The organism is Enterococcus raffinosus (genome assembly GCF_001886185.1).
Lineage (GTDB): Bacteria > Bacillota > Bacilli > Lactobacillales > Enterococcaceae > Enterococcus_A > Enterococcus_A raffinosus.
This window is the reverse complement of the sequence record NZ_JXLA01000013.1, coordinates 12,830-38,902: the sequence shown is the minus strand read 5'-3', so window position 1 is coordinate 38,902 and position 26,073 is coordinate 12,830. Positions and strand designations below refer to the sequence as shown.

General features: G+C 38.3%; 24 protein-coding genes. 20 read left to right on the top strand and 4 right to left on the bottom strand.

Going from position 1 to position 26,073, the window contains the following annotated elements; genetic code table 11:
- Positions 1-149 precede the first annotated feature (149 nt).
- From rseP to RV13_RS08605, 18 genes are all read left to right on the top strand, one after another.
- Complete coding sequence (gene rseP / locus RV13_RS08690) at positions 150-1,418, top strand: RIP metalloprotease RseP (protein ID WP_010746065.1); 1,269 nt, start codon at positions 150-152, stop codon at positions 1,416-1,418.
- 117 nt (positions 1,419-1,535) lie between these two features.
- Entirely contained in the window at positions 1,536-5,861 is a 4,326-nt protein-coding gene (locus tag RV13_RS08685; RefSeq protein ID WP_141759747.1) for a PolC-type DNA polymerase III, read from the top strand.
- A 166-nt stretch (positions 5,862-6,027) separates the two neighbouring features.
- Positions 6,028-6,501: a ribosome maturation factor RimP gene (gene rimP / locus RV13_RS08680; RefSeq protein WP_010746067.1), complete on the top strand. Its 474-nt coding sequence runs from the start codon at positions 6,028-6,030 to the stop codon at positions 6,499-6,501.
- 114 nt (positions 6,502-6,615) lie between these two features.
- On the top strand, positions 6,616-7,833 hold the full coding sequence (gene nusA, locus RV13_RS08675) for a transcription termination factor NusA (protein WP_010746068.1): 1,218 nt from the start codon (positions 6,616-6,618) through the stop codon (positions 7,831-7,833).
- A gap of 19 nt (positions 7,834-7,852) precedes the next feature.
- Positions 7,853-8,149, top strand: a complete 297-nt coding sequence (gene rnpM, locus RV13_RS08670) for an RNase P modulator RnpM (protein WP_010746069.1) — start codon at positions 7,853-7,855, stop codon at positions 8,147-8,149.
- A complete protein-coding gene (locus RV13_RS08665; protein ID WP_010746070.1) occupies positions 8,142-8,444 on the top strand; it encodes a L7Ae/L30e/S12e/Gadd45 family ribosomal protein in 303 nt (100 codons plus the stop codon). The genes rnpM and RV13_RS08665 overlap by 8 nt, the downstream gene beginning before the upstream one ends.
- A 12-nt stretch (positions 8,445-8,456) precedes the next feature.
- Positions 8,457-11,033, top strand: coding sequence for a translation initiation factor IF-2 (infB, locus tag RV13_RS08660; RefSeq protein WP_028020700.1), 2,577 nt, complete (start codon positions 8,457-8,459; stop codon positions 11,031-11,033).
- 85 nt (positions 11,034-11,118) lie between these two features.
- Positions 11,119-11,466: a 30S ribosome-binding factor RbfA gene (gene rbfA, locus RV13_RS08655; RefSeq protein WP_010746073.1), complete on the top strand. Its 348-nt coding sequence runs from the start codon at positions 11,119-11,121 to the stop codon at positions 11,464-11,466.
- Between the two features lie 123 nt (positions 11,467-11,589).
- Complete coding sequence (locus RV13_RS08650) at positions 11,590-11,880, top strand: hypothetical protein (RefSeq protein WP_010746074.1); 291 nt, start codon at positions 11,590-11,592, stop codon at positions 11,878-11,880.
- Between the two features lie 4 nt (positions 11,881-11,884).
- Positions 11,885-13,966: a cation:proton antiporter gene (locus RV13_RS08645; protein WP_010746075.1), complete on the top strand. Its 2,082-nt coding sequence runs from the start codon at positions 11,885-11,887 to the stop codon at positions 13,964-13,966.
- A gap of 134 nt (positions 13,967-14,100) precedes the next feature.
- The gene (gene truB, locus RV13_RS08640; protein WP_010746076.1) at positions 14,101-15,024 is read left to right on the top strand and encodes a tRNA pseudouridine(55) synthase TruB; all 924 of its coding nucleotides are present in this window, start codon (positions 14,101-14,103) and stop codon (positions 15,022-15,024) included.
- Between the two features lie 3 nt (positions 15,025-15,027).
- The gene (gene ribF / locus RV13_RS08635) at positions 15,028-15,975 is read left to right on the top strand and encodes a riboflavin biosynthesis protein RibF (protein ID WP_010746077.1); all 948 of its coding nucleotides are present in this window, start codon (positions 15,028-15,030) and stop codon (positions 15,973-15,975) included.
- A 94-nt stretch (positions 15,976-16,069) separates the two neighbouring features.
- The gene (locus RV13_RS08630) at positions 16,070-16,468 is read left to right on the top strand and encodes a GNAT family N-acetyltransferase (RefSeq protein ID WP_010746078.1); all 399 of its coding nucleotides are present in this window, start codon (positions 16,070-16,072) and stop codon (positions 16,466-16,468) included.
- Between the two features lie 68 nt (positions 16,469-16,536).
- Complete coding sequence (locus RV13_RS08625; protein ID WP_010746079.1) at positions 16,537-17,259, top strand: ABC transporter ATP-binding protein; 723 nt, start codon at positions 16,537-16,539, stop codon at positions 17,257-17,259.
- Entirely contained in the window at positions 17,252-17,992 is a 741-nt protein-coding gene (locus tag RV13_RS08620; protein WP_060789543.1) for an ABC transporter permease, read from the top strand. The genes RV13_RS08625 and RV13_RS08620 overlap by 8 nt, the downstream gene beginning before the upstream one ends.
- 20 nt (positions 17,993-18,012) lie before the next feature.
- Positions 18,013-18,840, top strand: a complete 828-nt coding sequence (locus tag RV13_RS08615; RefSeq protein WP_010746081.1) for a MerR family transcriptional regulator — start codon at positions 18,013-18,015, stop codon at positions 18,838-18,840.
- Positions 18,841-18,984: 144 nt separating this feature from the next.
- On the top strand, positions 18,985-19,173 hold the full coding sequence (locus RV13_RS08610; RefSeq protein WP_010746082.1) for a DUF6440 family protein: 189 nt from the start codon (positions 18,985-18,987) through the stop codon (positions 19,171-19,173).
- A gap of 69 nt (positions 19,174-19,242) precedes the next feature.
- The gene (locus tag RV13_RS08605) at positions 19,243-20,154 is read left to right on the top strand and encodes an AraC family transcriptional regulator (protein WP_010746083.1); all 912 of its coding nucleotides are present in this window, start codon (positions 19,243-19,245) and stop codon (positions 20,152-20,154) included.
- Positions 20,155-20,201: 47 nt separating this feature from the next.
- Here RV13_RS08605 and RV13_RS08600 read toward each other — a convergent pair whose 3' ends face one another.
- Entirely contained in the window at positions 20,202-20,585 is a 384-nt protein-coding gene (locus RV13_RS08600) for a hypothetical protein (RefSeq protein ID WP_010746084.1), read from the bottom strand.
- A gap of 348 nt (positions 20,586-20,933) precedes the next feature.
- Here RV13_RS08600 and RV13_RS08595 point away from each other — a divergent pair, with 348 nt between their 5' ends.
- Positions 20,934-22,100 carry a pyridoxal phosphate-dependent aminotransferase gene (locus tag RV13_RS08595; RefSeq protein ID WP_010746085.1) on the top strand — a complete coding sequence of 389 codons (1,167 nt, stop codon included), beginning with the start codon at positions 20,934-20,936 and terminating at the stop codon, positions 22,098-22,100.
- 42 nt (positions 22,101-22,142) lie between these two features.
- Here the strand turns inward: RV13_RS08595 and RV13_RS08590 are convergent, their stop codons facing one another.
- Entirely contained in the window at positions 22,143-22,343 is a 201-nt protein-coding gene (locus tag RV13_RS08590; RefSeq protein ID WP_010746086.1) for a DUF4649 family protein, read from the bottom strand.
- 238 nt (positions 22,344-22,581) lie between these two features.
- Here RV13_RS08590 and RV13_RS08585 point away from each other — a divergent pair, with 238 nt between their 5' ends.
- Entirely contained in the window at positions 22,582-23,454 is an 873-nt protein-coding gene (locus RV13_RS08585; RefSeq protein ID WP_028020703.1) for a phosphate ABC transporter substrate-binding protein PstS family protein, read from the top strand.
- A gap of 77 nt (positions 23,455-23,531) precedes the next feature.
- Here the strand turns inward: RV13_RS08585 and RV13_RS08580 are convergent, their stop codons facing one another.
- Both RV13_RS08580 and RV13_RS08575 read right to left on the bottom strand, forming a co-directional pair.
- Positions 23,532-25,265 (bottom strand): sensor histidine kinase, encoded by a 1,734-nt coding sequence (locus RV13_RS08580; protein WP_010746088.1) that lies wholly within the window; start codon positions 25,263-25,265, stop codon positions 23,532-23,534.
- Complete coding sequence (locus tag RV13_RS08575) at positions 25,262-25,957, bottom strand: response regulator transcription factor (protein ID WP_010746089.1); 696 nt, start codon at positions 25,955-25,957, stop codon at positions 25,262-25,264. Before RV13_RS08575 ends, RV13_RS08580 begins: the two co-directional genes overlap by 4 nt.
- Between the last annotated feature and the right edge of the window lie 116 nt (positions 25,958-26,073).

Genomic DNA, 26,073 nt, shown 5'->3' with positions numbered 1-26,073 from the left:
GGAGATAAGAGAGAGAAACACTTCAGAGGAAAGATTGAATTTATATAGGAGACTTTTTTAAATTTTCTATGAAATGATCGGTAAAGGAATATATTCTTTCGAGACTATGATAAACTAATTCTAAGAAACTAATTGAAGGTAGGAAAATTATGCGTACGATTATTACGTTTTTAATTGTATTTGGGGTTCTTGTAATCGTTCATGAGTTTGGACATTTTTTCTTTGCAAAACGTGCAGGGATTTTGGTTCGTGAATTTTCGATTGGCATGGGGCCTAAACTAATTGCTCATATGGGAAAAGATGGAACTACTTATACTTTGCGATTATTGCCGATTGGCGGGTATGTACGAATGGCAGGATTAGAAGATGAAGAAACAGAACTGAGCCCAGGAATGCCATTGTCTGTGGAATTAACTTCTAAAAATGAGGTTCATCGAATCAATACCAGTAAGAAAATCCAGTTACCAAATAGTATTCCAATGGAGTTGATTTCGGCCGACTTAGTGGATGAGCTTGTTATCAAAGGATACGTGAATGGTGATGAAAGTCAAGAGACGACTTATAAGGTTCAGCATGATGCGACGGTGATTGAAGAGAGCGGAACAGAAGTCCGAATTGCTCCGCGTGATGTCCAGTTTCAATCCGCCAAGTTGGGTTCGCGAATCTTGACAAATTTTGCTGGTCCGATGAATAATTTTATATTAACGGTTCTATTGTTTATTGCTTTAGCATTTCTGCAAGGTGGAGTAGCAAATTACGATACAAATCAAATTGGGACTGTACAAGCTGGTAGTCCAGCAGCGGCTGCGGGTCTTAAAGATCATGATACAATTCTTTCAGTAGATGGAAAAAAGATTTCCACTTGGGATGATCTAACTAATACAGTTACTAAGAAACCCGGAAAAGAATTAACTATCATAGCAGAACATGATGGTAAAGAAAAAACAATGCAAATGACACCAAAGAGTGTGAAAAGTAATGGTGAAAAAGTAGGACAAATTGGTGTAACACCTTACATGAAGACAGGCTTTGGAGATAAAGTGATTGGTGGTTTAACTCAATCATGGGATATGGTTAAAAGAATTTTCGGGGCCTTAGGGTCACTGTTTACTGGGTTTAGTTTAGATAAGCTGGGTGGACCGGTGATGATGTATCAAATGTCGGCCGAAGCATCGCGTGCAGGAGTTAAAACAGTCATCTACCTAATGGCGTTATTATCCGTTAATTTGGGTATTGTTAATTTACTTCCTATTCCGGCTTTTGATGGTGGTAAAATATTGCTGAATTTTATTGAGGGTGTTCGTGGAAAACCACTTGATCCAGACAAAGAAGGTATGATTACCATGATTGGATTTGGATTTATCATGCTTTTGATGATATTGGTTACATGGAATGACATTCAGCGTTTCTTCTTTTAAAATGAAAGGATCGAAATTTTTTCGATCCTTTTTCTAATGCAATCATAAAAAAAAACAGGTATACTGGAACATACTTGAAAAAGTGAAGGAGATGTCTTTTTGTCTAAGAATCGTGAAATGTTCGAAAATTTATTACGACAAATTGAATTGGCCGAGAAAGAACAGCAACACCCAATGATTCAAGAATCTGAGATCAAGGAAGTTGTTGTTCATGAGAAATCGCGAGTTTGGGAATTTTTTATTCAAACACCGAAAATATTACCGGCAAAATTATTTTATGCGTTTCATCAAAAGCTACAACTTGCCTTTCAATCTATTGCAAAGGTGAAATTACATATCATCCCAGAAGAGAATCAATTTGAAGAAGAGCTTCTTCAAAATTATTGGCAATTGGCATTGAGTGAACAAGAATGTGATACACCTTTGGTCAAACAAGTCTTAAGTAAGCCGTTACCAATAATCCAAGGTAAACGTATTGTCTTATTGATTGACAACGAGACGGTTATTCCATTTCTGAAGCAACAGTATCTTCCTCTTATTGAAGAAAATCTGGTTTCATACGGTTTTCCACACTTGAGGATTGATCCAGAAGTGGACAAAGCGCAAGCAGATAAAAAATTGCAGGAATTCGAAGTTCGCAAGCAAGCGCAAGCCCAAGCAATGCAAGAACAAGCTGCAGCAAGTTTAGCGCAGTATGAATCGAAGAAAAAAGAGCAAAAAGAAAATGCTGCTCATTTTGACGGACCTATTCAAATGGGACGAAATATTCCAGCAGATGAATCCATTACACCTATGGGAAATATAATTGAAGAAGAACGCAGAATCACTATTGAGGGCTTTATTTTCGATAAAGAAGTTCGGGAGTTGCGATCAAAACGGAAAATTTTGATTTTGAAAATGACCGATTATACATCTTCCTTCGTCGTGAAGAAATTCTCCAATGGAGAAAAGGATGAGGCCATTTTTGAAGCGATAGCAAATAATAGTTGGATTCGTGTCCGAGGGAGCGTCCAAGAGGATACCTTCATGCGTGATCTTGTCATGAATGCGCAAGATATTCAAGAAGTCAAACATCCAGAACGTCAAGATACAGCAACAGAGAAGCGTTCAGAACTACACTTGCATACTAATATGAGCACGATGGATGCAATAAACAGTGCTAGCGAACTAGTCGCACAAGCAGGGAAATGGGGCCATAAAGCGATTGCTATTACAGATCATGGTGGCGCGCAGTCGTTTCCTGATGCCCATGCGGCCGGTAAAAAAGCTGGTGTAAAAATTCTTTATGGGGTTGAAGCAAATGTCGTTTCTGATGGTGTTCCGATTGCTTACAACGATGCTCACGAATCGTTAACGGATGCTACTTATGTTGTTTTTGACGTGGAAACAACAGGGCTATCAGCTGTCTATGATACGATTATTGAGTTGGCAGCAGTTAAGATGCATAAAGGAAATGTGATTGATACTTTTGAGGAATTCATTGATCCAGGACATCCACTGTCAGAAACAACAATTAATTTAACTGGAATTACCGATGAAATGGTTCGCGGCTCAAAACCAGAAAAGGAAGTCATGGAATTATTCGAAACATTCTGTGAAGGGTCGATTTTGGTGGCCCATAACGCAACGTTCGATATTGGATTCATTAATACAACGTATGTTCGTCACGGAATGCCAGAAACACCAAATCCAGTGATTGATACTTTGGAACTGGCTCGTTTCTTGTATCCAGAATTTAAGCGGTTTGGTTTAGGTGTCTTAACGAAAAAATTTGGTGTTAATTTAGAGCAACATCACCGGGCGGTTTATGATGCAGAAGCGACAGGACACTTAGCATGGATTTTTGTTAAGGAAGCAATCGAAAAGCATGAAATGAATTATCATGATCAGTTGAACGATCATGTCGGTGAAGGAGACTCATATAAAAGAGCACGCCCATTTCACGCTACGATTTTAGCAAAAAACCAGGCAGGTCTGAAAGATTTATTTAAACTAATCTCGATGTCAAATGTAGAATATTTCGAACGAGTTCCTCGAATCCCTCGTTCCCAGTTGAATAAGCTACGGGAAAATCTTTTAATAGGTTCTGCTTGTTCTCAAGGAGAAATCTTTGAAGCGATGATGCAAAAGGGTGTTGAGGAAGCGAAAAATCGCGCAGCCTTTTATGATTATATTGAAGTAATGCCAAAAGCTGTCTATGCGCCACTAATTGAACAGGAACTAGTGAAGAATGAGTCTGATTTAGAGGACATTTTGCGGAACTTAATTAAAATCGGAAAAGATTTGAATAAAACGGTGGTTGCTACTGGGGATGTTCATTATTTGAATAAAGAAGATGCTATTTACCGAAAAATTTTGATTAGTTCAATGGGTGGTGCGAATCCATTGAACCGTCATAGTTTGCCAGATGTACATTTTCGGACAACAGATGAAATGCTGCAGGCTTTTAGCTTCTTAGGACCTGAGTTGGCTAAAGAGATTGTTGTTGATGGCCCGAATTCAATCGTGGATAGCTGTGAAGAGATTATTCCAGTGAAAGACGATTTATACACGCCGAAAATTCCAGGTTCTGAAGAAGAAATCAAAAAATTAAGTTACGATCGTGCACGAGAATTGTATGGTGACCCTTTACCAGATATTATCGAAAAACGTTTAGAAAAAGAATTGACTTCCATTATCGGAAATGGTTTTTCAGTAATCTACCTAATTTCTCAAAAACTAGTGCATAAAAGTAATGCTGATGGCTATTTAGTTGGTTCACGTGGTTCGGTAGGATCAAGTTTTGTTGCTACTATGACCGGGATCACTGAGGTTAATCCATTGCCACCACATTATTATTGTCCTGAGTGTCAGTACTCAGAATTCTTTGAAGATGGCTCTTATGGTTCAGGTTTTGATTTGCCAGAAAAAGCTTGTCCAAAATGTGGTACACGTTTGAATAAAGATGGTCATGATATTCCGTTTGAGACCTTCTTGGGTTTCCATGGAGACAAGGTACCAGATATTGATTTGAACTTTTCTGGTGATTATCAAGCAGAAGCACATAATTATACTAAGGTGTTATTTGGTGAGGATTATGTTTATCGAGCAGGGACGATTGGTACGGTCGCTGATAAAACAGCGTATGGATTTGTTAAAGGATATGAGCGAGACCACAATTTGCATTTTCGTAATGCAGAAGTGGATCGATTAGCTAAAGGTGCGACGGGAGTTAAGCGGACCACCGGACAGCATCCTGGAGGCATCATTGTTATCCCTGATTATATGGATGTTTATGATTTTACTCCGATTCAATATCCAGCTGATGATCAAAACTCTGAGTGGAAAACGACACACTTCGATTTCCATTCAATTCATGATAATGTGTTAAAGCTCGATATTCTTGGTCATGATGACCCAACAGTGATTCGGATGTTGCAAGAATTATCGGGAGTCGATCCCAAAACGATTCCAACAGATGATCCAGAGGTAATGAAAATCTTTGCAGGACCTCAAGTATTAGGCGTAGAGCCAGATCAGATATATTCTAAAACAGGGACGTTAGGAATCCCTGAATTTGGTACACGTTTTGTTCGAGGGATGTTAGAAGAAACTGGTCCAACGACATTTGCTGAGTTACTTCAAATTTCCGGTTTATCCCATGGTACTGATGTATGGTTAGGAAATGCAGAAGAGTTGATTAGTCGTGGAGAAGCCAATTTGGCTGAAGTAATTGGTTGTCGAGATGATATCATGGTTTACTTAATCCACGCTGGATTGGATAGCGGAATGGCCTTCAAAATTATGGAGACTGTTCGTAAAGGGCAATGGAACAAAATTGACGATGACTTACGTGAAACCTATTTAACCGCGATGAAAGAAAACAATGTTCCCGATTGGTATATTGATTCTTGTTCTAAAATTAAGTATATGTTCCCTAAAGCCCATGCGGCAGCTTATGTGTTGATGGCGTTGCGAGTAGCTTACTTTAAGGTTTATTTTCCTATCCTTTATTACTGTGCGTATTTTTCGGTGCGTGCCGATGATTTTGATTTAGTAGCAATGGCAAAAGGGAAAGATGCTGTGAAAGCAGCTATGAAGGCTATTACAGATAAGGGAATGGACGCTTCAACAAAAGAGAAAAATCAGTTAACGGTATTAGAGTTGTGTAATGAAATGCTAGAGCGTGACTTCCATTTTGGAATGATTGATTTATATAAATCAGATGCTCAAGATTTTGTCATTGACGGAGATACGCTAATCGCTCCTTTCCGTGCAGTTCCTGGACTTGGTTTGAACGTAGCGAAACAAATTGTTGAAGCACGAAAAGACGGAATCTTTTTGTCGAAGGAAGATTTAGCTTCTCGAGGAAAGGTATCTAAGACATTGATTGAATATATGGATACTCACGGTGTCCTAAAAGACTTACCAGATGAAAACCAACTTTCACTTTTTGATATGTAAAGAAAAAGATAAATTCAACCTAAAAATGAAAGGAACTCCTATTATGAAAATGATAAGGTTGAATTTTCAATAGATTTGTGCTAATATAACAATGTAATCATAGATTGATGGTGAGTGAGCGGATTTTTCGCTCACTCTTTTTAATGGATTAAAGGAGGCTGACAGTTTGAGCAGTGTAGTCGAAACAGTGACTGACTTAGTAACACCGATCTTAGACGAGCAAAATTTTGAACTTGTCGAAGTGGAATTCGTCAAAGAAGGGAAAAGCTGGTTTTTAAGAGTGTTTATTGATAAAGAAGGCGGCATTGATATTGAAGAGTGTGCCTTTGTCAGTGAAAAACTCAGTGATAAATTGGATTCGATCGACCCAGATCCGATTCCGCAAGCATATTTTCTAGAAGTGTCTTCTCCAGGGGCCGAACGTCCATTGAAAAAAGAGGCGGATTATCAAAAAGCGATGGGTCAATACATTAATGTTTCATTGTACCAAAATATCGATGGCGAAAAACAATATCAAGGCTTTTTGAAAGAGCTAACTGAAGATGAGTTGACGCTAACGGTAAAAATCAAAACACGCACCAAGGACATGGTCTTTGATCGTAAAAATATTGCGAAAGCTCGTTATGCAATCGAATTTTAAGTAAATGATGTCAAACCTATTTTTCTATTAGTAGATTGAAGCATGTGACAAAAGTACAACTTCTTTTTACTTTGAAGGATAGATTCGTTAATATGAACTAGGAGGAAAGTTAGAATGAGTAAAGAAATGCTGAATGCGTTGGATACTCTAGAAGCAGAAAAAGGTGTTTCGAAGGAAATCGTGATCGAGGCATTGGAGGCGGCTTTAGTTTCTGCCTACAAACGTCATTATGGCCAGTCACAAAATGTTGAAGTCGAATTCAATGAAAAAAAAGGCGACATCCATGTATATGCCGTGAAAGAAGTAACGGAAGAAGTTATGGACTCACAATTAGAAGTATCTTTAAAGGATGCAATGGAAATCAATCCAGCCTATGAAATCGGTGATACGATTCGATTTGAGGTAACACCAAAAGATTTTGGTCGAATTGCTGCACAAACAGCAAAACAGGTTATTTTGCAACGTGTTCGTGAAGCAGAACGTAGTATCATCTACAATGAATATAGTGCTTATGAAAAAGACATTATGCAAGGCGTGGTTGAGCGTCAGGACAATCGTTACATCTATGTCAACTTAGGTAAGATCGAAGCAGTTCTTTCAAAACAAGATCAAATGCCTAATGAACATTACAAACCACATGACCGTATTAAAGTATATGTCTCTCGAGTAGAAAACACTTCAAAAGGACCTCAAGTTTTCGTAAGCCGAAGTCATCCAGATTTATTACGTCGTTTGTTTGAACAAGAAATCCCTGAAGTCTACGATGGTATTGTTGAAATCGTCAGCATTGCTCGCGAAGCTGGTGATCGTGCGAAAGTGGCTGTTCGTTCAACCGACCCGAACATTGATCCAGTAGGAACCTGTGTGGGGCCAAAAGGACAACGGGTACAAGCAATTGTAAATGAGTTAAAAGGTGAAAACATGGATATCGTTGAGTGGGATGAAGATCCAGCGGTATTTATCGCAAACTCTTTAAATCCAGCACAAGTGGAAGATGTTATCTTTGATATTGATAATCCAAAAGTTTGCACGGTTGTTGTACCGGATTATCAGCTGTCATTAGCTATCGGTAAACGGGGGCAAAATGCGCGTCTTGCCGCTAAACTAACTGCTCACAAGATTGATATCAAATCTGAATCGGACATGGAAGAGTTTTATGAAACCTATGACGAATCGGAAGTAGAAGATATTGTGTCCGAGGTTGAAGAAATCACCTCTGAAGCAGATGCGGTTGAAACGGAAGTAGAAGACATTGAAACAGAAGCAGAAGTAACAATTGACAATATGATTGAAGATGAAGAAAACATTGCTTCAGATCAAACGGATCAATAATTCAATAGGAGGACAGCAAATGAAAAAAAGAAAAGTTCCTTTGCGTAAATCGGTAGTTTCCGGTGAAATGTTTCCTAAAAAAGAATTGATTCGCATTGCTAAGTCAAAAGAAGGCGAGGTTTCAATTGATCCTTCTGGTAAAAAGCCAGGGCGTGGAGCCTATGTGGCTCTTGAGCCGGCAGAAGTTGAAGCAGCCTGGGAAAAGCGTATTTTAGATCGTACGTTGGATGTGGAACTAAGCGATGAATTTTATCAAGAACTATTAGATTATGTGAAGCACCAAAAAGCCAGAAAAGAGCTCTTCGGCAATGAATAAAAAAAAGGCCTTGAACATGTTAGGCCTTGCTATGCGTGCAGGCAAACTGATCACAGGAGAAGAATTGACAATCAACGAAATTCGTAAGCATAAAGTGAGTCTCGTGATTGTTACTACTGATGCGAGTGAAAACACTCAAAAGAAACTATCAGATAAAAGTAAGTATTATCAAGCGGCATGTTTTGTCGAATTTACTCAAGGAGAGATTTTAGGCGCGATTGGCAAACCGAGAAAAGTAATAGGGGTTTTAGACCAAGGATTCGCCAACAAAATTATGACGTTAATAACAGGTTAGGAAGGTGATTGCATGGGAAAAAAGAGAGTATACGAATTTGCCAAAGAAGTGAATCAATCAAGTAAGGATGTTGTGGAAAAAGCACAAACCCTAGGGATTGACGTTAATAATCATATGGGTTCATTGTCCGGAGATGATGAATTAAAATTGAAACAAGCTTTTTCTAGCAAAACGAAACAAACTACTCAAGCAAAACCATCAGCTAACCAGCACGAAAAACCAAAATTCCATGGAAAGAGCTCGAAGAATAACCCAAATTTCCAGAATAGAAAAGGAAATAAAGACTTGACACAAAACAATAGACAGAACAACTCAGCGAACGCAAATCGTTCAAACCAAGGACAACGTCCAAATCAAGGAAGCACGAATAATACACAACGCCAAAACCAAGGACAACGTCCAGCGCAAGGTGGCTCGAATAACGCACAACGCCAAAACCAAGGACAACGTCCAGCACAAGGCGGTGCGAATAACACACAACGCCAAAACCAAGGACAGCGTCCAGCACAGGGTGGTGCGAATAATGCACAACGCCAAAATCAGGGACAACGTCCAGCGCAAGGTGGCCCGAATAACGCACAACGCCAAAACCAGGGCCAACGTCCAGCACAAGGTGGTGCAGGCAATGTGCAACGCTCGAACCAAGGCGGTTCATCTACACAAGGCGGCAATCAAAATCGTAATAAAAATAATTACGGTAATCAAAACCGCAACAATAACTTTGGTGGCAATCAAAATCGTAACAAAAACAAATTCAACAAAAAAGGGAAAAAGGGCAAGCATCAACAAAGCCAAAAACCTGCTGTACCACCACGTAAATTCCGTGAGTTGCCAGAAATCTTGGAATATACAGAGGGTATGAATGTTGCAGATATCGCTAAGAAGATTCATCGCGAGCCTGCTGAAATCATCAAGAAGTTGTTCATGATGGGGGTAATGGTCAACCAAAACCAACCATTAGATAAAGATACAATTGAACTGTTGGCAACTGATTACGGAATCGAACCACAGGAAAAAGTGACAATTGATATCGCTGATATCGACCGTTTCTTCGATGTGGAAGAAGCTAATGAAGAAAACCTTGTTTCTCGTCCGCCAGTAGTTACGATCATGGGACACGTTGACCATGGTAAAACAACATTGTTAGATACTTTGCGTCACTCACGTGTAACAAGTGGTGAAGCAGGAGGAATCACTCAGCATATTGGTGCTTATCAAATTGATATTGATGGCAAGCCAATCACTTTCTTAGACACACCAGGACATGCTGCCTTCACAAGCATGCGTGCCCGTGGAGCAAGTATCACGGATATTACGATTTTAGTAGTGGCTGCTGATGATGGTGTGATGCCTCAAACAATTGAAGCAATCAACCATGCGAAGGCAGCGAAAGTACCAATTATCGTAGCCGTGAACAAGATTGATAAACCTGGTGCTAACCCGCAGCATGTAATGCAAGAATTGAGCGAATATGAACTGATTCCAGAGGCTTGGGGCGGCGATACGATTTTTGTTGAAATCTCAGCGAAATTCAACCAAAATATCGATGAATTATTAGAAATGATTCTACTGGTTGCAGAAGTGGAAGACTTAAAAGCAGATCCAACGCAACACGGAATCGGAACAGTCATTGAAGCTCGTTTAGATAAAGGAAAAGGACCAGTCGCAACCTTATTGGTTCAGCAAGGTACAATGAGAGTCGGAGATCCAATCGTTGTCGGAAATACCTATGGCCGTGTTCGTGTAATGACAAATGATATTGGCCGCCGAGAAAAAGCGGCCGGACCAGCAACACCAGTAGAAATTACTGGATTAAATGATGTTCCTCAAGCAGGAGATCGTTTTGCAATCTTCGATGATGAAAAAACAGCTCGCGCTGCTGGGGAAGAACGTGCGAAACGCGCGTTGCTTGAGCATCGCAGTGCTAGTGCCCGTGTGACATTAGATAACTTATTTGAATCTCTTAAAGAAGGAGAATTGAAAGAAGTCAATGTCATTATCAAGGCAGATGTACAAGGTTCAGCTGAAGCATTAGCAGCATCATTGAAAAAAATTGATGTTGAAGGCGTACGTGTGAAAATTGTCCATTCCGCAGTTGGAGCAATCAATGAAAGTGATGTTACTTTAGCAGCGGCAAGTAACGCGATTATCATTGGATTTAACGTTCGTCCTACACCGCAAGCAAAACAACAAGCATCAACAGAAGAAGTAGATATTCGTTTACACCGTATTATCTATAAAGCAATCGAAGAAATCGAAACGGCGATGAAAGGTTTGCTTGATCCAGAATACGAGGAAAAAATTACTGGTCAAATGACTGTTCGTGAAACCTATAAAGTTTCTAAAGTTGGTACTATCGCTGGATGTTACGTTAACGAAGGTTCTATCCAACGTGACAGCGGTGTGCGTATCATTCGTGACGGAATCGTTATTCTTGAAGGCAAACTTGCTAGCTTGAAACGTTTCAAAGACGATGTGAAGGAAGTTAAGATGGGTTACGAATGTGGTGCCATGATCGAAAACTTCAATGATATTAAAGTTGACGACGTTATCGAAGGTTTTATTATGGAAGAAATCAAGCCTAAATAATAATTATTCGTTCCGCTATGTACTCTTAACGCATGGCGGAATGATTAAAAATTAATCTACTAGTATGAACAAGGAGGCAGTCGATATGCCAAATTATCGCGATCGTCGTCTCGCTCAAGAGATTTTAAAAGAAGTCAATGACATCTTACGAAAAAAAGTTCGTGATCCGCGTGTGCAAGAAGTAAATATCACGGATGTTCACGTTACTGGCGACCTGCAGCAAGCGACGATTTATTATAGCTTATTATCTGATAAAGCGTCAGATAAAGAAAAAGCACAAGAAGGATTGAATAAGGCAAGTGGGTTAGTTCGTCGAGAATTAGGTCATGCATTATCAATTTACAAAACACCGGAGCTGTTTTTTGAGTTGGATGAATCAGTTGAATATGGTTCTAAGATTGATCAAATGATTCGCGACTTAAATAAAGAATAAATTAGTTAGAACCTGGAAAATTTTTCGGGTTCTTTTTTGCATTATTGGTCAAATCCTGTTAAAGTGTATGCAGTTTGTAATGAATCCTTTTGCTGGATATTTTTCAAGGAGGCAACGTCTAAAATGACTACGGAATTTGAAGAACGGATGAAGGCTCTCCATAAAGAATTTGAAAATTTGAGCCCTGAAGAACGCAAAGCCGTTAAACAAAAAATAAAAAGAATCAATGTCTTAACTTCTCGTAAATTAGAACGAATGAAGCACGATTTGCTACGTATGGAAACAAAACGTGCTCAACTTTCATTGGATGGTGAGTCAAAAGAACTATCTGAATTGGAAGATCGAATTATTAGTAAGAAAAGAGAATTTTTAAAATTATTATTTAAGGCGAAAGAAAATTGTTCCAAGAGGTGAGTGAATGGGCCTAATTGAGATTATTATTATTTTAGCCATTGCCATTACCTTATCGAATGTTTTAGCAAAAGTTTTTCCGTCGTTTCCGATCTTCATGATCCAAATCATCACCGGCATCATTCTTGGATTTACCGAAGTAGGTAGTTCTATCCATTTTGAACCGGAAGTTTTTCTTGTAATGATCATTGCTCCTTTGCTTTTTCGTGAAGGAGAGACAGCAGATATTCCATCGATTTTAAAACATTTTGGATTGATCTTGTTATTAGCCTTTGGCGGAGTGATTTTTACGCTATTTGGTTTGGGCTTCGTTCTGCATAGTATTTTGCCAGCGATACCGATCGCTGCCTGTTTAGCTTTTGGCGCCTCTTTAGGTCCAACAGATGCGGTAGCAGTTAGCTCGCTGGCGAAACGTTTAAACATCCCAGAATCAGTAATGCATGTTTTAGAAGGGGAAGGGTTAATTAATGATGCCACAGGTGTTACAGCCTTTCAGTTTGCAGTAGCTGCTTTATTAACCGGTCAATTTTCTGCGACTGATGCTTCTATCTCTTTACTTGAATCAAGTATCGTCGGAGTACTGGTTGGTCTATTGATTATTTGGATAAAGAATGAAATTATAAAAATTATTGAACGAATTTCCGCTCAAGATGTATCAGCTTATTTGCTAATTGAGCTGATTTTACCGTTTGCGGCTTATTTTATTGCTGAGCTATTCCATGCTTCTGGAATTATTGCTGCGGTTGTTACAGGTGTTTTACAAGCGACTGGTTTTCGTCGTGTGACGCTTTTTGAAGCACAGCTTTCGAATGTAACCGAGAGTTCCTGGAGTACAATCAGTTTTATGTTGAATGCGCTAGTTTTTATCTTTTTAGGCATTGAGCTTTCACAAGTCTTTTCACCCGTATGGAATAGTCGTAATTATTCAAACATTCATCTCCTAGGCATCGTTTTATTACTTACAGCTCTTCTATTTGTTTTACGGTTTCTGTTCGTTAGCGGCTTTTATATTGTGACACAAGGATGGAAAAAGAGTCATGAACAGTTAAGAGATCGCTTATTGTTAACCTTCGGGGGCGTTAAGGGAACAGTTAGTATAGCGACGATTTTTATTTTACCGACAACAATTAACGGATTAGAGTTTCCAGAGCGCTCGCTATTACTGTTTATTACTGCATGCGTGACATTCTTGACGCTGATTATCGGTATGATCTTGTTACCAATTCTATCTGAAGGGGAAGTGGTTCCGCCGACTGATCCTAAATTAATGTTGATTCTTAGAGAGGTTATTAGTGAACTGTATGAGGATCTAGACAATAAAAAATTGAGTGAAAAGGAACGTTTTGCGCTGCTAGCAGTGATCGCAAATTATCAAGGCCGCATCCAAATGGTTTTTAACAATTCAATGCCCGAGAGTGCGCAACAAGAATTTCAAGAAATTCAAGCATTAATTATTTCGGTTGAACGAGATGGTCTCGATGAAAGTTTTAGGAGACATCAGATTGATTCCGGTGCTTATCGTTTATATTCACGATTTATTTCAAATGTATCTGAATCTGTTACGAAGCAAATGTTGTCCTTGCTTAGTTTTTGGTTAATCTTTGTTCGTCGAATTATTCGTGTCATCATGCACCCGAAAATGTTCTGGCAACGTCGACAAAAACGGAAAGAAACGGTTGATAACGAAGATATTTCTAATCTTAGAAAAATCTTTATTCGAAATAGTGAAGCTATACTTGACAGCTTGGAAAACTTGCGTGATGTGTATGATGAAGATTTAATTGATTTTTTCGTTGATGAACGAAAAAATTTAATGCACCAAGTTAGCGGTCATGGATTATTTGGAACGTATTTAATTCAACAAGATCCAATCTATGCTAAAGAACTAATTCGCGGTTTTTATTTAGAAAGAAAAATTATTGATAAGTATGAAGGTAGCGAAGAAATATCTAACTTTGCAGCTAATAATTATCGTCATCAAGTGAATCAATTAGAATCTTATGCAATGCGTCAACCGTCAGATCCAAGTATCTCATTTGTGATTAATCGTCAACGTCACAAGAAAAAAGCAAAGGAAAAAAAATATTAAAAACCGTCATCATAAATGGCGGTTTTTATTTGTTAAAAAAGAGGATAACTAGTCTACGACTTTAACTTGCCATTTCTCAGATTAGCTATGCTATAATGGGAGCGTTGATTATAAAATGAAATGAGGAAACAGCGATGGACGGTATTTTGCCGTTATGGAAAGAACGCGGCATGACAAGTCATGACTGTGTCTTTAAATTGAGAAAAATTTTAAAAACAAAAAAAGTTGGCCACGGAGGAACATTAGATCCTGATGTCGATGGGGTCTTACCCATCTGTATAGGAAAGGGAACTAAGGTGATCGAATATCTGCAAGATAGTGGGAAAATTTATGAAGGTGAAATTACACTAGGTTTTTCAACGACAACTGAGGATCGTAGTGGCGACATTGTAGAAACTAAAGCGGTGGACGGCGTGTTATCGACAGAAGAAATTGATCGAATGATGAAGTCATTTATTGGGACAATCAAACAAATCCCACCTATGTACTCAGCGGTAAAAGTAAATGGCAAACGTTTATATGAATATGCGCGAGCTGGCGAAACGGTGGAACGCCCAGAACGACAAGCTGTCATAGAAAGCTTTCAACGAACAACAGAGCCCGTTTACAATGAAGAGAACAAGACACAAAGCTGGCGATTTCAAGTTACTTGCGGGAAAGGGACCTATGTTCGAACATTAGCGGTGGACCTTGGGGAGAAACTAGGCTACCCTGCACATATGTCTGATTTAACGCGTTTAGCAAGCGGCGGTTTTTCAGTTGGACAAGCAGTTACTTTGGCACAAGTTAGCGAATTAATGGAAAATGAGCAGATTGATCAAGCACTGCAGCCGATTGAAGAGGCTATGAAAGACTTTCCTCGTATTGATTTAACAGAGGAGGATTGGCAAAGGGTAAAAAATGGTCAAGTGCTGCCTATGAAAGCTTTTAGAATCAAAAAGATGCCAGAAAAATTAATCGCTTTCTACTATCAAAATCTGCTAGTCAGTCTCTATGGTCAGCATCCAGAAAAAAATTGGCTTTTGAAGCCAAGTAAAGTGATTCGAAACGAGGTATAGCAAATGGAAATTGTTAAACTACGTCATCCCTATAAGCCAGAAGAAATTCCTACGGGTGATTGTGTTTTAGTTTTAGGCTTTTTCGATGGTGTTCATCGCGGGCACCAAGAAGTGATCAAGACTGGAAAAAAGATCGCACAGGAAAAAAAATTGAAATTAGCAGTAATGACTTTTAACCAACATCCTGCAGTGGTATTTCAGCAAGTACAAAGTAAACCTATCAAGTATCTTTCTACATTGAGACAAAAAGAAGAGCGAATGTCGGAACTGGGCGTTGATCTACTTTATGAAGTAGCATTCACCTCTTCATTTGCGGCTTTAAAACCACAAGATTTTGTCGATCAATACATCGTTGGACTTCATGCAAAGGTGGCAGTTTCCGGTTTTGATTATAATTTTGGAAAAGATCAAACTGCTGATGCAAAGCATCTGCCTACTTATGCGAATGATCGTTTTGAAGTAATCATTGTTGCTAAGAAAACAGAAGAACATGAAACTGAAAAAATCAGTTCATCGCGCATTCGCCGCTTGCTTTCTGAAGGACGTTTAGACGAGGCCAATCATTTGTTAGGATACATTTATGAGACGAGTGGGACGGTCATTCATGGGGAAGCACGAGGGAGGACATTAGGCTATCCGACGGCGAATATTCAAGTGCCTGATGATATGAAATTACCTAGAGAAGGTGTTTATGTAAATCAGATCAAAATCGGTGATGACTGGTATCCAGCGATGGGGTCAATTGGTCATAACGACACCTTTGGCTCTAATCGGATGTTGACAGTAGAAATCAATATTTTGGATTTCAATCAAGAGATTTATGGAGAAAAAGTCAAAGTCCGTTGGTATCATATGCTGCGTGGGCAAGTAGCCTTTGAGTCTGCTCAAGGCCTAATTAAGCAACTAGAAGAAGATGAGCAGGGTACGAGAGATTACTTTAACCAGTTATAGACACTCAGAAATGAGTGTCTTTTTTTTCGAGAAAAAAGCATTAAAGCAGAATGGTCAAATTTTTGCTATCATAAAAATAAAAAGGATGAATGGGATGGAAAAAAACTGGCAGATTCGGATGTATAAAAAGACTGATGAAAAAGAATTATTCACAATGATGGAAAAAGAATCTGATTGGCATGACTATTGTTTTGGTGACGGAAGAACAAAATATGCGACGGCATTAGAAACATCTTTGACATATCTGATTTTGGAGGAGAATAAAATTTGTGGGTATGCTCGTTGCCGAGAGGATGATGGCTTTGGCGTATATGTTTATGATTTATTGGTTAACGCAGATTCTCGAGGAAAAAACTATGGTCGATACTTGATGGAGCAGGCTTGTAAAGATTTCCCTGATCAGATGGTTTATGTTATGAGTGATGTCGATCCATACTATGAAAAGCAAGGGTATCAAAAAGAAGGAACGATTTTTATTGTGAAACCAAAATAAATTTACTTTGGTGATTGACTCTCCCTTAACAGGAGACAGTATTCTGTTAGTGAAAGGGGAGGAACACAATGAATGTAGCTATCGAGGCAGAACAACTAACTAAGGGAATCGGTGGGAGAAATATCATTAATCAACTGAGCTTTACCATCAGAAAAGGTGAGGTTTTCGGTTTGTTAGGACCAAATGGGGCAGGAAAAACGACGACTATTGAAACACTTTTAGGAATTAAACGTCCAGATCAAGGTTCAGCCAAGATTTTAGGATTCGATCCGCGCAAGCAGCGCCGTGAAGTTTTTGAGCGAGTAGGTGTTCAATTGCAATCGTCTAGTTATCAAAACAACATTCGTGTAGGCGAGTTATGTCGAGAACTTTCTAGTTTGTATAAGCAGCCTCGTTCTTACCGTGAATTACTAAGTTTGTTTAAACTGGAAAGATTTGAATCACAATTTGTTGAGAAGCTTTCTGGTGGGGAAAGACAAAAACTTTCTATTGTCCTCGCATTGATTCCTAATCCAGAAATTATTTTTTTGGATGAATTGACGACAGGACTGGATACAGAGGCACGGAGAAGTGTTTGGCAAACATTATTGAAACTCAAGGAGACGAATTTAACTATTTTCTTGACGACTCATTATATGGAAGAAGCAGAGACTCTTTGTGATCGACTACTTTTGATTAAACGTGGGAATATCGTAGCGGAGGGATCAATCTCAGAATTGCTAGAGGAAAGTTCCCAGAATAGTTTAGAAGAGGCTTATCTGTGGTATGTAGGGGAGGATGAGTATGAATAAAGTTCTTAGTTTAGCAAAAGTGGAAGGTAAATTAGCGCTCCGGTCAATTGACGGTGTTCTTTTTGGCATCGGTATGCCATTAGGTGTCTTATTGTTGACGACGATGATTGCAGGAAACAAACAAGCCGGCACTACTTCTTATACTTTTTTAGATAGCAGTTTCAGTTCCCTTTTAGTAGTGGGAATATGTGCTACTGCTTTCATGGGAATTCCACTAACAATATGTGATTATCGAGATAAGAAAATACTGAAACATTTTTTTGTGACTCCCGCTTCACCAGTTCATTTGATAGCGACTCAAGTGCTGATTGCAATGATCACAGCAATTATTTCCGCAGGATTAGTTGCATTCGTCGCTGTTTTCTTTCTTGATTACCACATGCAGGGAAGCTGGGGATTATTAATTGCAAGTTATTTTTTGGTTATGATTTCGATGTATAGTTTAGGACTATTGATCGCTAGTTTGTGTAAAAATATTAAGATTGCAAACTTGATTTGCAGTTTGGTTTATTTCCCAATGCTGTTTTTATCGGGTGCAGTTATTCCGTTTGAGTTATTTCCAAATGGGATGCAAAGGATTGCGAATATTCTACCATTAACACAGGGAGTGCAATTGTTGAAAAGTGTAAGTCTTAATCAGTCTGTAGGAAATCCTCAATTTGTGTTGGTACTCTTGATAGGAATTACTATCTTAGGATTTGGTTTAGCGGCAAAACTCTTTCGTTGGGAATAATAAAAAAAGAGGAGAATTTCATGGACTACGAATGTGAAAAGATTGAAGAAAAACTATATCGAATTGGTATGTTTTCAAAAATGAACCAAGTGACGATCAAAACATTACGTTACTATGATGAAGTGGGGCTGCTTCGCCCCCGCTTCATTGATCCAGATAATGGGTATCGTTATTATAGCTCTAGCCAGTTAGAACCACTGCACCGGCTTTTAGCTCTTCGAAGAATCGGCTATAGCATTGAAGAAATTAAGCAGGTTCAAGATGGAGTAAGTGAGCAGCGAATCTTACGTCGAAAAAAACAGCAATTAATGAAAGAGATATCTGAACGCATGTCGATGCTCTCGCAGATTGAAGGGTATTTACAACAGGAAGAAGAAAGTTATCATATGGTAGTCAAACGATTACCAGAAGTCATTGTGGCATCGATGAAAAAAGTAATTCCAAATTTTGAATCATTGAGTTCTATCATGCCAGAGATGGGTGCAATGATGGAGAAAGCCGGTTGTGTCTGTGCGATGCCCGAATACTGTTTCAATATTTATTATGACAATGAATATAAAGATGAAAATATTGGTGTCGAGGTTTGTGAAGCAGTAACAGAACAGAAAGAGGATTTCGGTGACTTGAAATTCAAGGTAATTCCTGAAGTTCCAATGGCAGTTTGTACAATGCATAAGGGACCATATACATCGATTCCGAAAGCATTTGCTGCGGCGATTAAGTTTACTGAAGAAAACGGATATGAAATTATCGATTCTATTCGGGAAAACTATATTGATGGAATGTGGAATAAGGATAACGAAGACGATTGGTTAACAGAAATTCAAATACCAGTTAAGAAAATATGAGAAGCAAAAAGAAGTCTTGTTCAAAAGATTTCTTTTTGTTTTTTTGAAGAATCATGACGATTAATAATTGTTTGCCTTCTATCGATATGCTACGCTAGTTGTAGTTTTAATGAAAGCGTTACAAAAAGGAAAGGAGGAATGGAAATGGCGAAAGAACGTTTTGTAAGAGTATACGCTCAAGGAAAGTTAGATGCGCTCATGATCTTTATTGACCGTGAAACAGGAGTGAATTATTTGTTTAACAAAGTCGGTTATGCAGGAGGCTTGACCCCTTTGTTGGACAAGGATGGAAAACCAGTCATTACTCCTATTGATGAAATAGATAAGAAATAGAGGACATTGGGGGACAAGCCTATAACAAAAACTTATGCTAAGCTTTTCTTATAAGGGAGAGTGAACAGGATGCACGCGTGGGAAGCCATTCAGCAATCAGTGGACTATATTGAAGAGAATATCAAGGAAGAATTATCAATAGAAGAATTAGCGAACGTTTCTTATTTATCCATGTATTATTTCCAAAAATTATTCAGTCGTCTAGTTGGAAAGACAGTAAAGGAGTATATAAAGGCTAGAAGAGTTGCAAATGCGAAACCTTTATTGAAAGCAACGAATCTAAGGATTGCGGATATTGCTCTAGAATATGGGTTCAACAGCCATGAAAGTTTTACGAAAGCTTTTAAAGAAATTTATTGTATAACACCTGAAGCTTATAGAAGAAATAATCTGTTACTGACGGATTTTTTAAAACCAGATCTATCGATCTACTATACGATGGTCGATGAAGATGTGCCACTGATGGTGGATGATATGGTGTTAGAAATAAATCAACGTGTATTAAAGGAAACAGAATATTATACGGGTGTCTCAAAAAAAATCGATTCAAAAGAAATGAATACGGTTGGTGTAAACACCTTGATCGAGTTATGGGATGCGTTTCTCGAAAAAAAGAAAGGGATTCCCAATTTATTAGCAGAGGGGCTATCCATCGATTATTTTTCGACGGATGCTATTCCTGGAAAAGTACAGTATTTTGTAGGAGCTAGCTCTGATAATAGCCCAATAAACGGGTTTAATCAACTGAGTGTTGAACCGGGGAAATATTATGTTTGTACATTCGAAGCTGAAAGTTTTGACTATTTAGTTGAGGATGCATTGTATAAGGCGAACAATTACTTCTTTGAAACATGGCTAAAAAGGCATGGAATCGGTAAGGAAGACATGGAACCTTTTTTGATCCAGAAGTATGTGAATGTGACAGATGAACCCAAAATCGAAATATGGATCAAGCCAACAAAAGAGCTTGTCAAAGGTTAAGAGAAAAAGCTTCAGTTCCTTACGGATCAGAAGCTTTTTATATGCTCTTAATTCTTTTTTTCTTTATTGACAGAAAGAACAGTTTCTTTATGCAACGTATATCCCCAAAATATGCCTGTCAGTTGTGTCATTAGAAAAAGCACAATTAGTGGGATCGCCGCAAAATATGGAGAAGAAGAATGGTACAAACTAACTAAAGGACTTTTAAAGCTTATTAACGCGCAACTTAGTAGTATATTAAGGATATTTCCAGCTATTAATAAAGAAAGTTGTTGACTGGCTTTGGCATAATACCCGAGAATGACAGTAAGTACTAAAAAGAAAAAAATTCCCACGATTGAATCAAATAAATAATCTATCGCTAGAGAGAGATGAACGTACGGAATCAAATAGAAAATGAATGGTAATTGCATGATTCTTTTTTTAACCATCAAATAGCCCTCCTTAAAGCGTTATCTACGGTTATTTTATGATTCATAAATGGTCAATTCAACATAAAACTCTGAAAAGCTAATAATAATGAAAGTTCTTTTATACTGTTATCAACAAATAATCACCTGTTTAATTTCAAATTTTTTCTTATTGATTCTTTTTTTCAATTCTAAAAAAAGAATAGCGGCTTAACCTGAATTTTTATAAAGGGGCTTCCGAAAGTAAAAATTATCGTTGTAATAAGCAAGAAAATTTTCAAATCATTGCTGTAAAGCAGATAAAAGTGAACTATTTTTTCTTTACTATCTGAGAGATTGTGATAATATGATTAGAAATGGAGGGGTTATATGAATAAATTGCAAGATCGATTTAACAAAAATGTTTACGAAATCGCCGTCTCATTGATTCGTCAATTTGATGAAAAAGTCTCGGGAATTCCTAATATGCTAAAGTTGACATTAGGCGAGCCGGATTTTAATACCCCCGAGCACGTGAAAGAAGCAGGGCAGCAAGCAATTAGGGATAATTTTAGTCACTATACAGGGATGTCTGGGTTGATGGATGTTCGAGAAGCGGCAAGTCGTTTTTTATCAGAGAAATATACAGTCAATTATGATCCAACGACTGAGGTTTTGGTGACAGTCGGAGCAACTGAGGCTCTGTCGGCGAGTTTGCTATCAATTTTAGAGGCGGGAGATAAGGTTTTGCTTCCGGCACCGACCTACCCAGGGTATGAGCCATTAATTTTATTGGCGGGAGCGGAGCCTGTTTATATTGATACACGGGAGACTGGGTTTGTTTTAACTCCTGAACAGATTGACCAGGCGATGGCAGAGCATGGTGATAAGGTGAAAGCGATCATTATCACTTCACCATCCAATCCAACGGGTGTTGCCTACAATGAAGCAGAAGTTTTAGCGTTAAGTGAAACCTTAAAAAAATATCCGGTTTTTGTAATCAGTGATGAAATTTATAGTGAATTGAATTATGAAACAAAGCATGTTTCCTTTGGAAAATATTTGAGGGAACAAACGATTTTAATTAATGGTTTATCAAAATCCCATGCGATGACGGGTTGGCGGATTGGCTTTATTTTTGCACCGGTTGAGTTAACCGAGCAGATTATAAAAGTTCATCAATATTTAGTAACAGCAGCTTCCACGATTTCACAAAAAGCTGCGGTCCGTGCATTAGTACAAGGAATATCAGATGCAGAGATAATGAGAGAAGAATATCGTGAGCGTCGGGATTATGTTTATCAAGCGATGACGAAACTAGGGTTTGATGTCGCACGTCCTTCTGGGGCGTTTTATATCTTTGCCAAAATCCCAGCGAATTTAGAACAGGATTCAATGGCCTTTTGTATTGATTTAGCTGAAAAAAATCAATTAGCAATTATTCCAGGAATTGCCTTTGGACCTGAAGGGGAAGGCTATGTTCGAATCAGTTATGCGGCTTCCATGGAGAATTTGGTTGAAGCAATGAATCGTTTGGCAGCCTATGTAGGAAAATAAAAAGAAACGATCAAATCAATTTTTCGATTTGATCGTTTCTTTTTATTTGTTTAAGTAGTTAAAGAGTCCGCTGATCGTTTTGTCGGTTAAACCAATTTCTTTACTATCCACTGTTGCTTTTACAACATGGTAATAATCAGGCAAATCGGGAACCTCTTTCAATTGAGCTGCTACGAAATCATTGGCATTCGTATAAGTTTTTTCTTTTTGGGATCCGTTTAATTCATAAGTAATGACTAACATTGCTATTCGCTTCTCTCATTAATAATTTTCATTGCAAGATTATTATATACTGAAACTAATAAAAAGTAAGCTAATCTGCCTTTACCAAATATTTACAGTACTTTACGGATTGTTTACATGCAATCAATAAGATATTTACTTTCTATTGTTAAAGTAACCATGTACTAAAAATAAGAGAGGGTCAAAAGGTTCATTGAGTCTCTTTAAAATGCATTATTTATTATAAGGAGTGTACATGATGAAGAAAATTATTTTAGCATTAGCATTTTCAGGAATTATCTTAGCTGGCTGCGGCAGTGGGAATGCGACAAAAGATTCAAGTTCTGCGAAAGAGGAAACAGCGAAAATTACAGCGGTAGGTTCAACAGCATTACAACCCTTAGTTGACGCTGCACAAGAAAGCTATACACAGAATCATCCGACTGTTCAAATCTCTGTTCAAGGCGGAGGAAGCGGAACGGGCTTGAGTCAGGTGGAAAGCGGAGCAGTAGAAATCGGTAATTCAGATGTGTTTGCTGAAGAAAAAGAGGGTGTAGATGCTAGTAAATTAGTTGATCATAAAGTAGCTGTTGTGGGCTTTGTTCCAGTAGTAAATAAAGATGTGGGTGTAAAAGATGTTACAAAACAGCAATTGATTGATATTTTTACAGGAAAAATCAAAAATTGGAAAGAACTTGGTGGAAAAGATGAAGCCATTCAAGTCGTAAACCGTGCGTCAGGAAGCGGAACTCGAGCTACTTTTGAAAAATGGGGCTTAGATGGCAAAGAACCAATTCAGTCACAAGAACAGGATTCATCTGGAACAGTGAAAAAAATTGTGGCACAAACACCTGGTGCAATCAGCTACCTTGCACTCTCTTACGTGGATGATAGTTTACAGCCCTTAGAATTAGATGGTGTAACAGCTAATGATAAAAATATTACAACGAATAAATGGCCAATTTGGTCTTATGAACATATGTATACAAATGGAAAACCGGAAAAAGCGTTGGCCGATTTCTTGAAGTATATGACAAGTGATGAAATTCAATCTGGTCCTGTTAAAGAGTTGGGTTACCTGCCTATTACCTCAATGAAGGTGGAACGTGCAGCAGATGGAACGGTTAAGTAGTGCTGAGATATTTTGACCGTCTAAGTGGAAGAAATATGGATATTAAAAAAGGATCGCGGCTTAACCCGCGATCCTTTTTAATTTGGCAATTTGACAGTAAAAGTAGAGCCAAGCTTTGGATGACTCTCTACTTCGACAGCACCGCCCAAAATTTCAGTGTACTCTTTAACGATAGCAAGTCCTAATCCAGTTCCACCTGAATGACGAGCACGTGCTTTATCGACACGATAAAAGCGTTCAAAGATCCGTTTTTGATCGTCCTTTGACATTCCAATGCCGTGATCGGTAACGGTAATTTCTAACTGACTTGTCAGACGATAACGTATTTCGATCTGACTTTCCTCAGGTGAATACTGAATAGCATTCTCTAGAAGATTTTTTATGATTGGCTGGAAGAAGGTCAATCGAGTTTGATAGAAGCAATTCTCAGCTCCATCTATGGATACAGTAATGTGCTTCGTCTTGAGTAGATGGCTATATAAGTCTATTTGCTGTTGCAAGAAATAATTTAGTTCGATTGTTTGGCGGTCTTCCGCTAAATCATCGCTATCTTTTGACAGCTCAATGATATCTTGGATCAATCGCTGCAAACGTTTCGCATCCTTTTGCATGATCGTCAAAAATTCATCGGTTAATTCAGGATCATCTTTGGCACCATCTAATAAAGTTTCTGTAAAGCCTAATAGCGATGTTACAGGTGTCTTCAATTCGTGTGAGACATTACCAACGAAATCACGTTGGATTTTTTCTAGACGCCGCACATGAGTCAAATCATAAACAGTCCCCATGATTTGATCACCTTTGATTTCATTTTCGATATAACGTAAACGAATATCTAAATTCATGGAACTTGGAAGCTTCGTTGAAATTTCTTGGTGCACTTGATTTTTATCAACTAGTACTTGTTGAATTAATTGGATAAACTTATTGTCTTCAATGACCTGCCAATAATAGTGCTGACTGGCACCCCCAATATGCAGGAGCTCCTCCATCGCTGGATTGATCATGATAAAGCGGCCTTCAGTATCAATAATGAAGACACCAATCGTCAATTCATGGAAGAGGGTCGAAAATTGCTCTTCCGTGGAGGTATATGCGGCATAGGTTTCATTTAATTGCTCACTGATTTGATTCACCGTGAGATAAAGCTCTTGCCATTGGGGCGAGTTTTGCATAACGTAATTACTTTTTTCAGGTTCCTTCAGCATTCGCTGCAGGACCGGCAGGACTGTCTCAATAGGACGATTTCGTTGATAAGTTAAATAGCAGATAATCAAATAAATAAACGCGTAAAATAAAAACAAGATAATAAAAATGGTTCGTTGAAAATTCCGAGTTTTCGGTTGAAAGGCGGACGTTCTTTTTGCAACACGCAAAATACCAACGGTTTTATCACCAGAACGAATGGGTTGTGCTGTATAAAGCAGTTCGGTTTTTAAAGTAGTACTATAACGAACGGAAGATCCAACACTATTATTGTTTAAAGTAATTTTTACTTCGGGACGATTTTCACGGCTTCCTGAAAGACTTGGGTCTGAACTATCAAAAATAATTTTTCCTTTAGCATCTAACAATGTAATACGGTCATGAGCTTCCTGAGAAAAGTTTTCGATAGCTGATCGGTTTTTTTCTGAGTCCAGCTGTTGTAAGTCTAATCGATGAATAATGAGTTCACCATTGCTGGTCAAAAATTCTTCCTGTTGCTCCAACAATTCTTTTGTATAAAAATGGTTAGCAAGTTTCCAACTGCCAAAGAAAAGCAAACAAATAAGTAGAAAAGGAATAAGATAATCTAAATGCTTGCGTTTCATTGATTCGGCACCTGAAATTTATAGCCAAAGCCGCGTACAGTTTGCAAATATTGGGGATGCTTAGGGTCCATTTCAATTTTTTCCCGCAGATGAGAGACATGAACATCTACGATCCGACTTTGTCCGGAGAAATCATATTGCCAGATTCGATCTAGTAAGGTATCTCGATCTATGACACGTTCTTTGCGCTTCATGAAATAAACTAGAAGTTCAAATTCTTTTGGTGTCAGCTCAATTCTTTCACCACGAACAGTCACTTGGTAGTTTGATAGGTCGGCCTTAATATCTCCTGCAGTTAAAAATTCATGCTCAACGACTTCTTGACGAGGTTCCACTCTACGAAAGATAGCTTTCATGCGGGCTAGTACCTCACGAGGAGAAAACGGTTTGGTTAGATAATCATCTGCTCCAATTTCCAACCCTAAAATTCGATCAATCGCATCGTCTTTAGCAGTGAGCATTAAGATAGGCGTATCAATTTTTTCTTGTCGTAATTTTTTTGCGATGTCTAATCCATCCATCGATGGCAGCATGACATCTAAAATAATGAAATCAAATTTTTCATTCAAGGCCAACTCATAGCCTTCTTTTCCATCCTCAGCAGTAGTGACGGCATACCCTTCTTTTTCTAAATTAAAGCTTAATAACTTTACGATCGAAAGCTCATCGTCTACAACTAATACACGTTTCATATGTGTCTCCTTTTTTAAAAACTTTTCATTTGTGAAAGACTATTTCCATACCTGAATAAATGGTATAATGGGAAGGCAGTTTTGTCACCTATTTTCTATTAATTTGATGGGAGAAA

What these genes read in the sequence shown, in the direction of transcription:
- infB (WP_028020700.1), top strand. Translation starts at nt 8,457, where the DNA reads ATGGGAAAAAAGAGAGTATACGAATTTGCCAAAGAAGTGAATCAATCA.
- RV13_RS08585 (WP_028020703.1), top strand. Translation starts at nt 22,582, where the DNA reads ATGAAGAAAATTATTTTAGCATTAGCATTTTCAGGAATTATCTTAGCT.
- nusA (WP_010746068.1), top strand. Translation starts at nt 6,616, where the DNA reads ATGAGTAAAGAAATGCTGAATGCGTTGGATACTCTAGAAGCAGAAAAA.
- RV13_RS08620 (WP_060789543.1), top strand. Translation starts at nt 17,252, where the DNA reads ATGAATAAAGTTCTTAGTTTAGCAAAAGTGGAAGGTAAATTAGCGCTC.
- rbfA (WP_010746073.1), top strand. Translation starts at nt 11,119, where the DNA reads ATGCCAAATTATCGCGATCGTCGTCTCGCTCAAGAGATTTTAAAAGAA.
- RV13_RS08590 (WP_010746086.1), bottom strand. Translation starts at nt 22,343, where the DNA reads ATGTTAGTCATTACTTATGAATTAAACGGATCCCAAAAAGAAAAAACT.
- RV13_RS08645 (WP_010746075.1), top strand. Translation starts at nt 11,885, where the DNA reads ATGGGCCTAATTGAGATTATTATTATTTTAGCCATTGCCATTACCTTA.
- RV13_RS08685 (WP_141759747.1), top strand. Translation starts at nt 1,536, where the DNA reads ATGTTCGAAAATTTATTACGACAAATTGAATTGGCCGAGAAAGAACAG.
- RV13_RS08600 (WP_010746084.1), bottom strand. Translation starts at nt 20,585, where the DNA reads ATGGTTAAAAAAAGAATCATGCAATTACCATTCATTTTCTATTTGATT.
- RV13_RS08575 (WP_010746089.1), bottom strand. Translation starts at nt 25,957, where the DNA reads ATGAAACGTGTATTAGTTGTAGACGATGAGCTTTCGATCGTAAAGTTA.
- RV13_RS08665 (WP_010746070.1), top strand. Translation starts at nt 8,142, where the DNA reads ATGAATAAAAAAAAGGCCTTGAACATGTTAGGCCTTGCTATGCGTGCA.
- RV13_RS08605 (WP_010746083.1), top strand. Translation starts at nt 19,243, where the DNA reads ATGCACGCGTGGGAAGCCATTCAGCAATCAGTGGACTATATTGAAGAG.
- RV13_RS08625 (WP_010746079.1), top strand. Translation starts at nt 16,537, where the DNA reads ATGAATGTAGCTATCGAGGCAGAACAACTAACTAAGGGAATCGGTGGG.
- RV13_RS08630 (WP_010746078.1), top strand. Translation starts at nt 16,070, where the DNA reads ATGGAAAAAAACTGGCAGATTCGGATGTATAAAAAGACTGATGAAAAA.
- RV13_RS08610 (WP_010746082.1), top strand. Translation starts at nt 18,985, where the DNA reads ATGGCGAAAGAACGTTTTGTAAGAGTATACGCTCAAGGAAAGTTAGAT.
- RV13_RS08650 (WP_010746074.1), top strand. Translation starts at nt 11,590, where the DNA reads ATGACTACGGAATTTGAAGAACGGATGAAGGCTCTCCATAAAGAATTT.
- RV13_RS08580 (WP_010746088.1), bottom strand. Translation starts at nt 25,265, where the DNA reads ATGAAACGCAAGCATTTAGATTATCTTATTCCTTTTCTACTTATTTGT.
- truB (WP_010746076.1), top strand. Translation starts at nt 14,101, where the DNA reads ATGGACGGTATTTTGCCGTTATGGAAAGAACGCGGCATGACAAGTCAT.
- rnpM (WP_010746069.1), top strand. Translation starts at nt 7,853, where the DNA reads ATGAAAAAAAGAAAAGTTCCTTTGCGTAAATCGGTAGTTTCCGGTGAA.
- ribF (WP_010746077.1), top strand. Translation starts at nt 15,028, where the DNA reads ATGGAAATTGTTAAACTACGTCATCCCTATAAGCCAGAAGAAATTCCT.
- RV13_RS08595 (WP_010746085.1), top strand. Translation starts at nt 20,934, where the DNA reads ATGAATAAATTGCAAGATCGATTTAACAAAAATGTTTACGAAATCGCC.
- RV13_RS08615 (WP_010746081.1), top strand. Translation starts at nt 18,013, where the DNA reads ATGGACTACGAATGTGAAAAGATTGAAGAAAAACTATATCGAATTGGT.
- rseP (WP_010746065.1), top strand. Translation starts at nt 150, where the DNA reads ATGCGTACGATTATTACGTTTTTAATTGTATTTGGGGTTCTTGTAATC.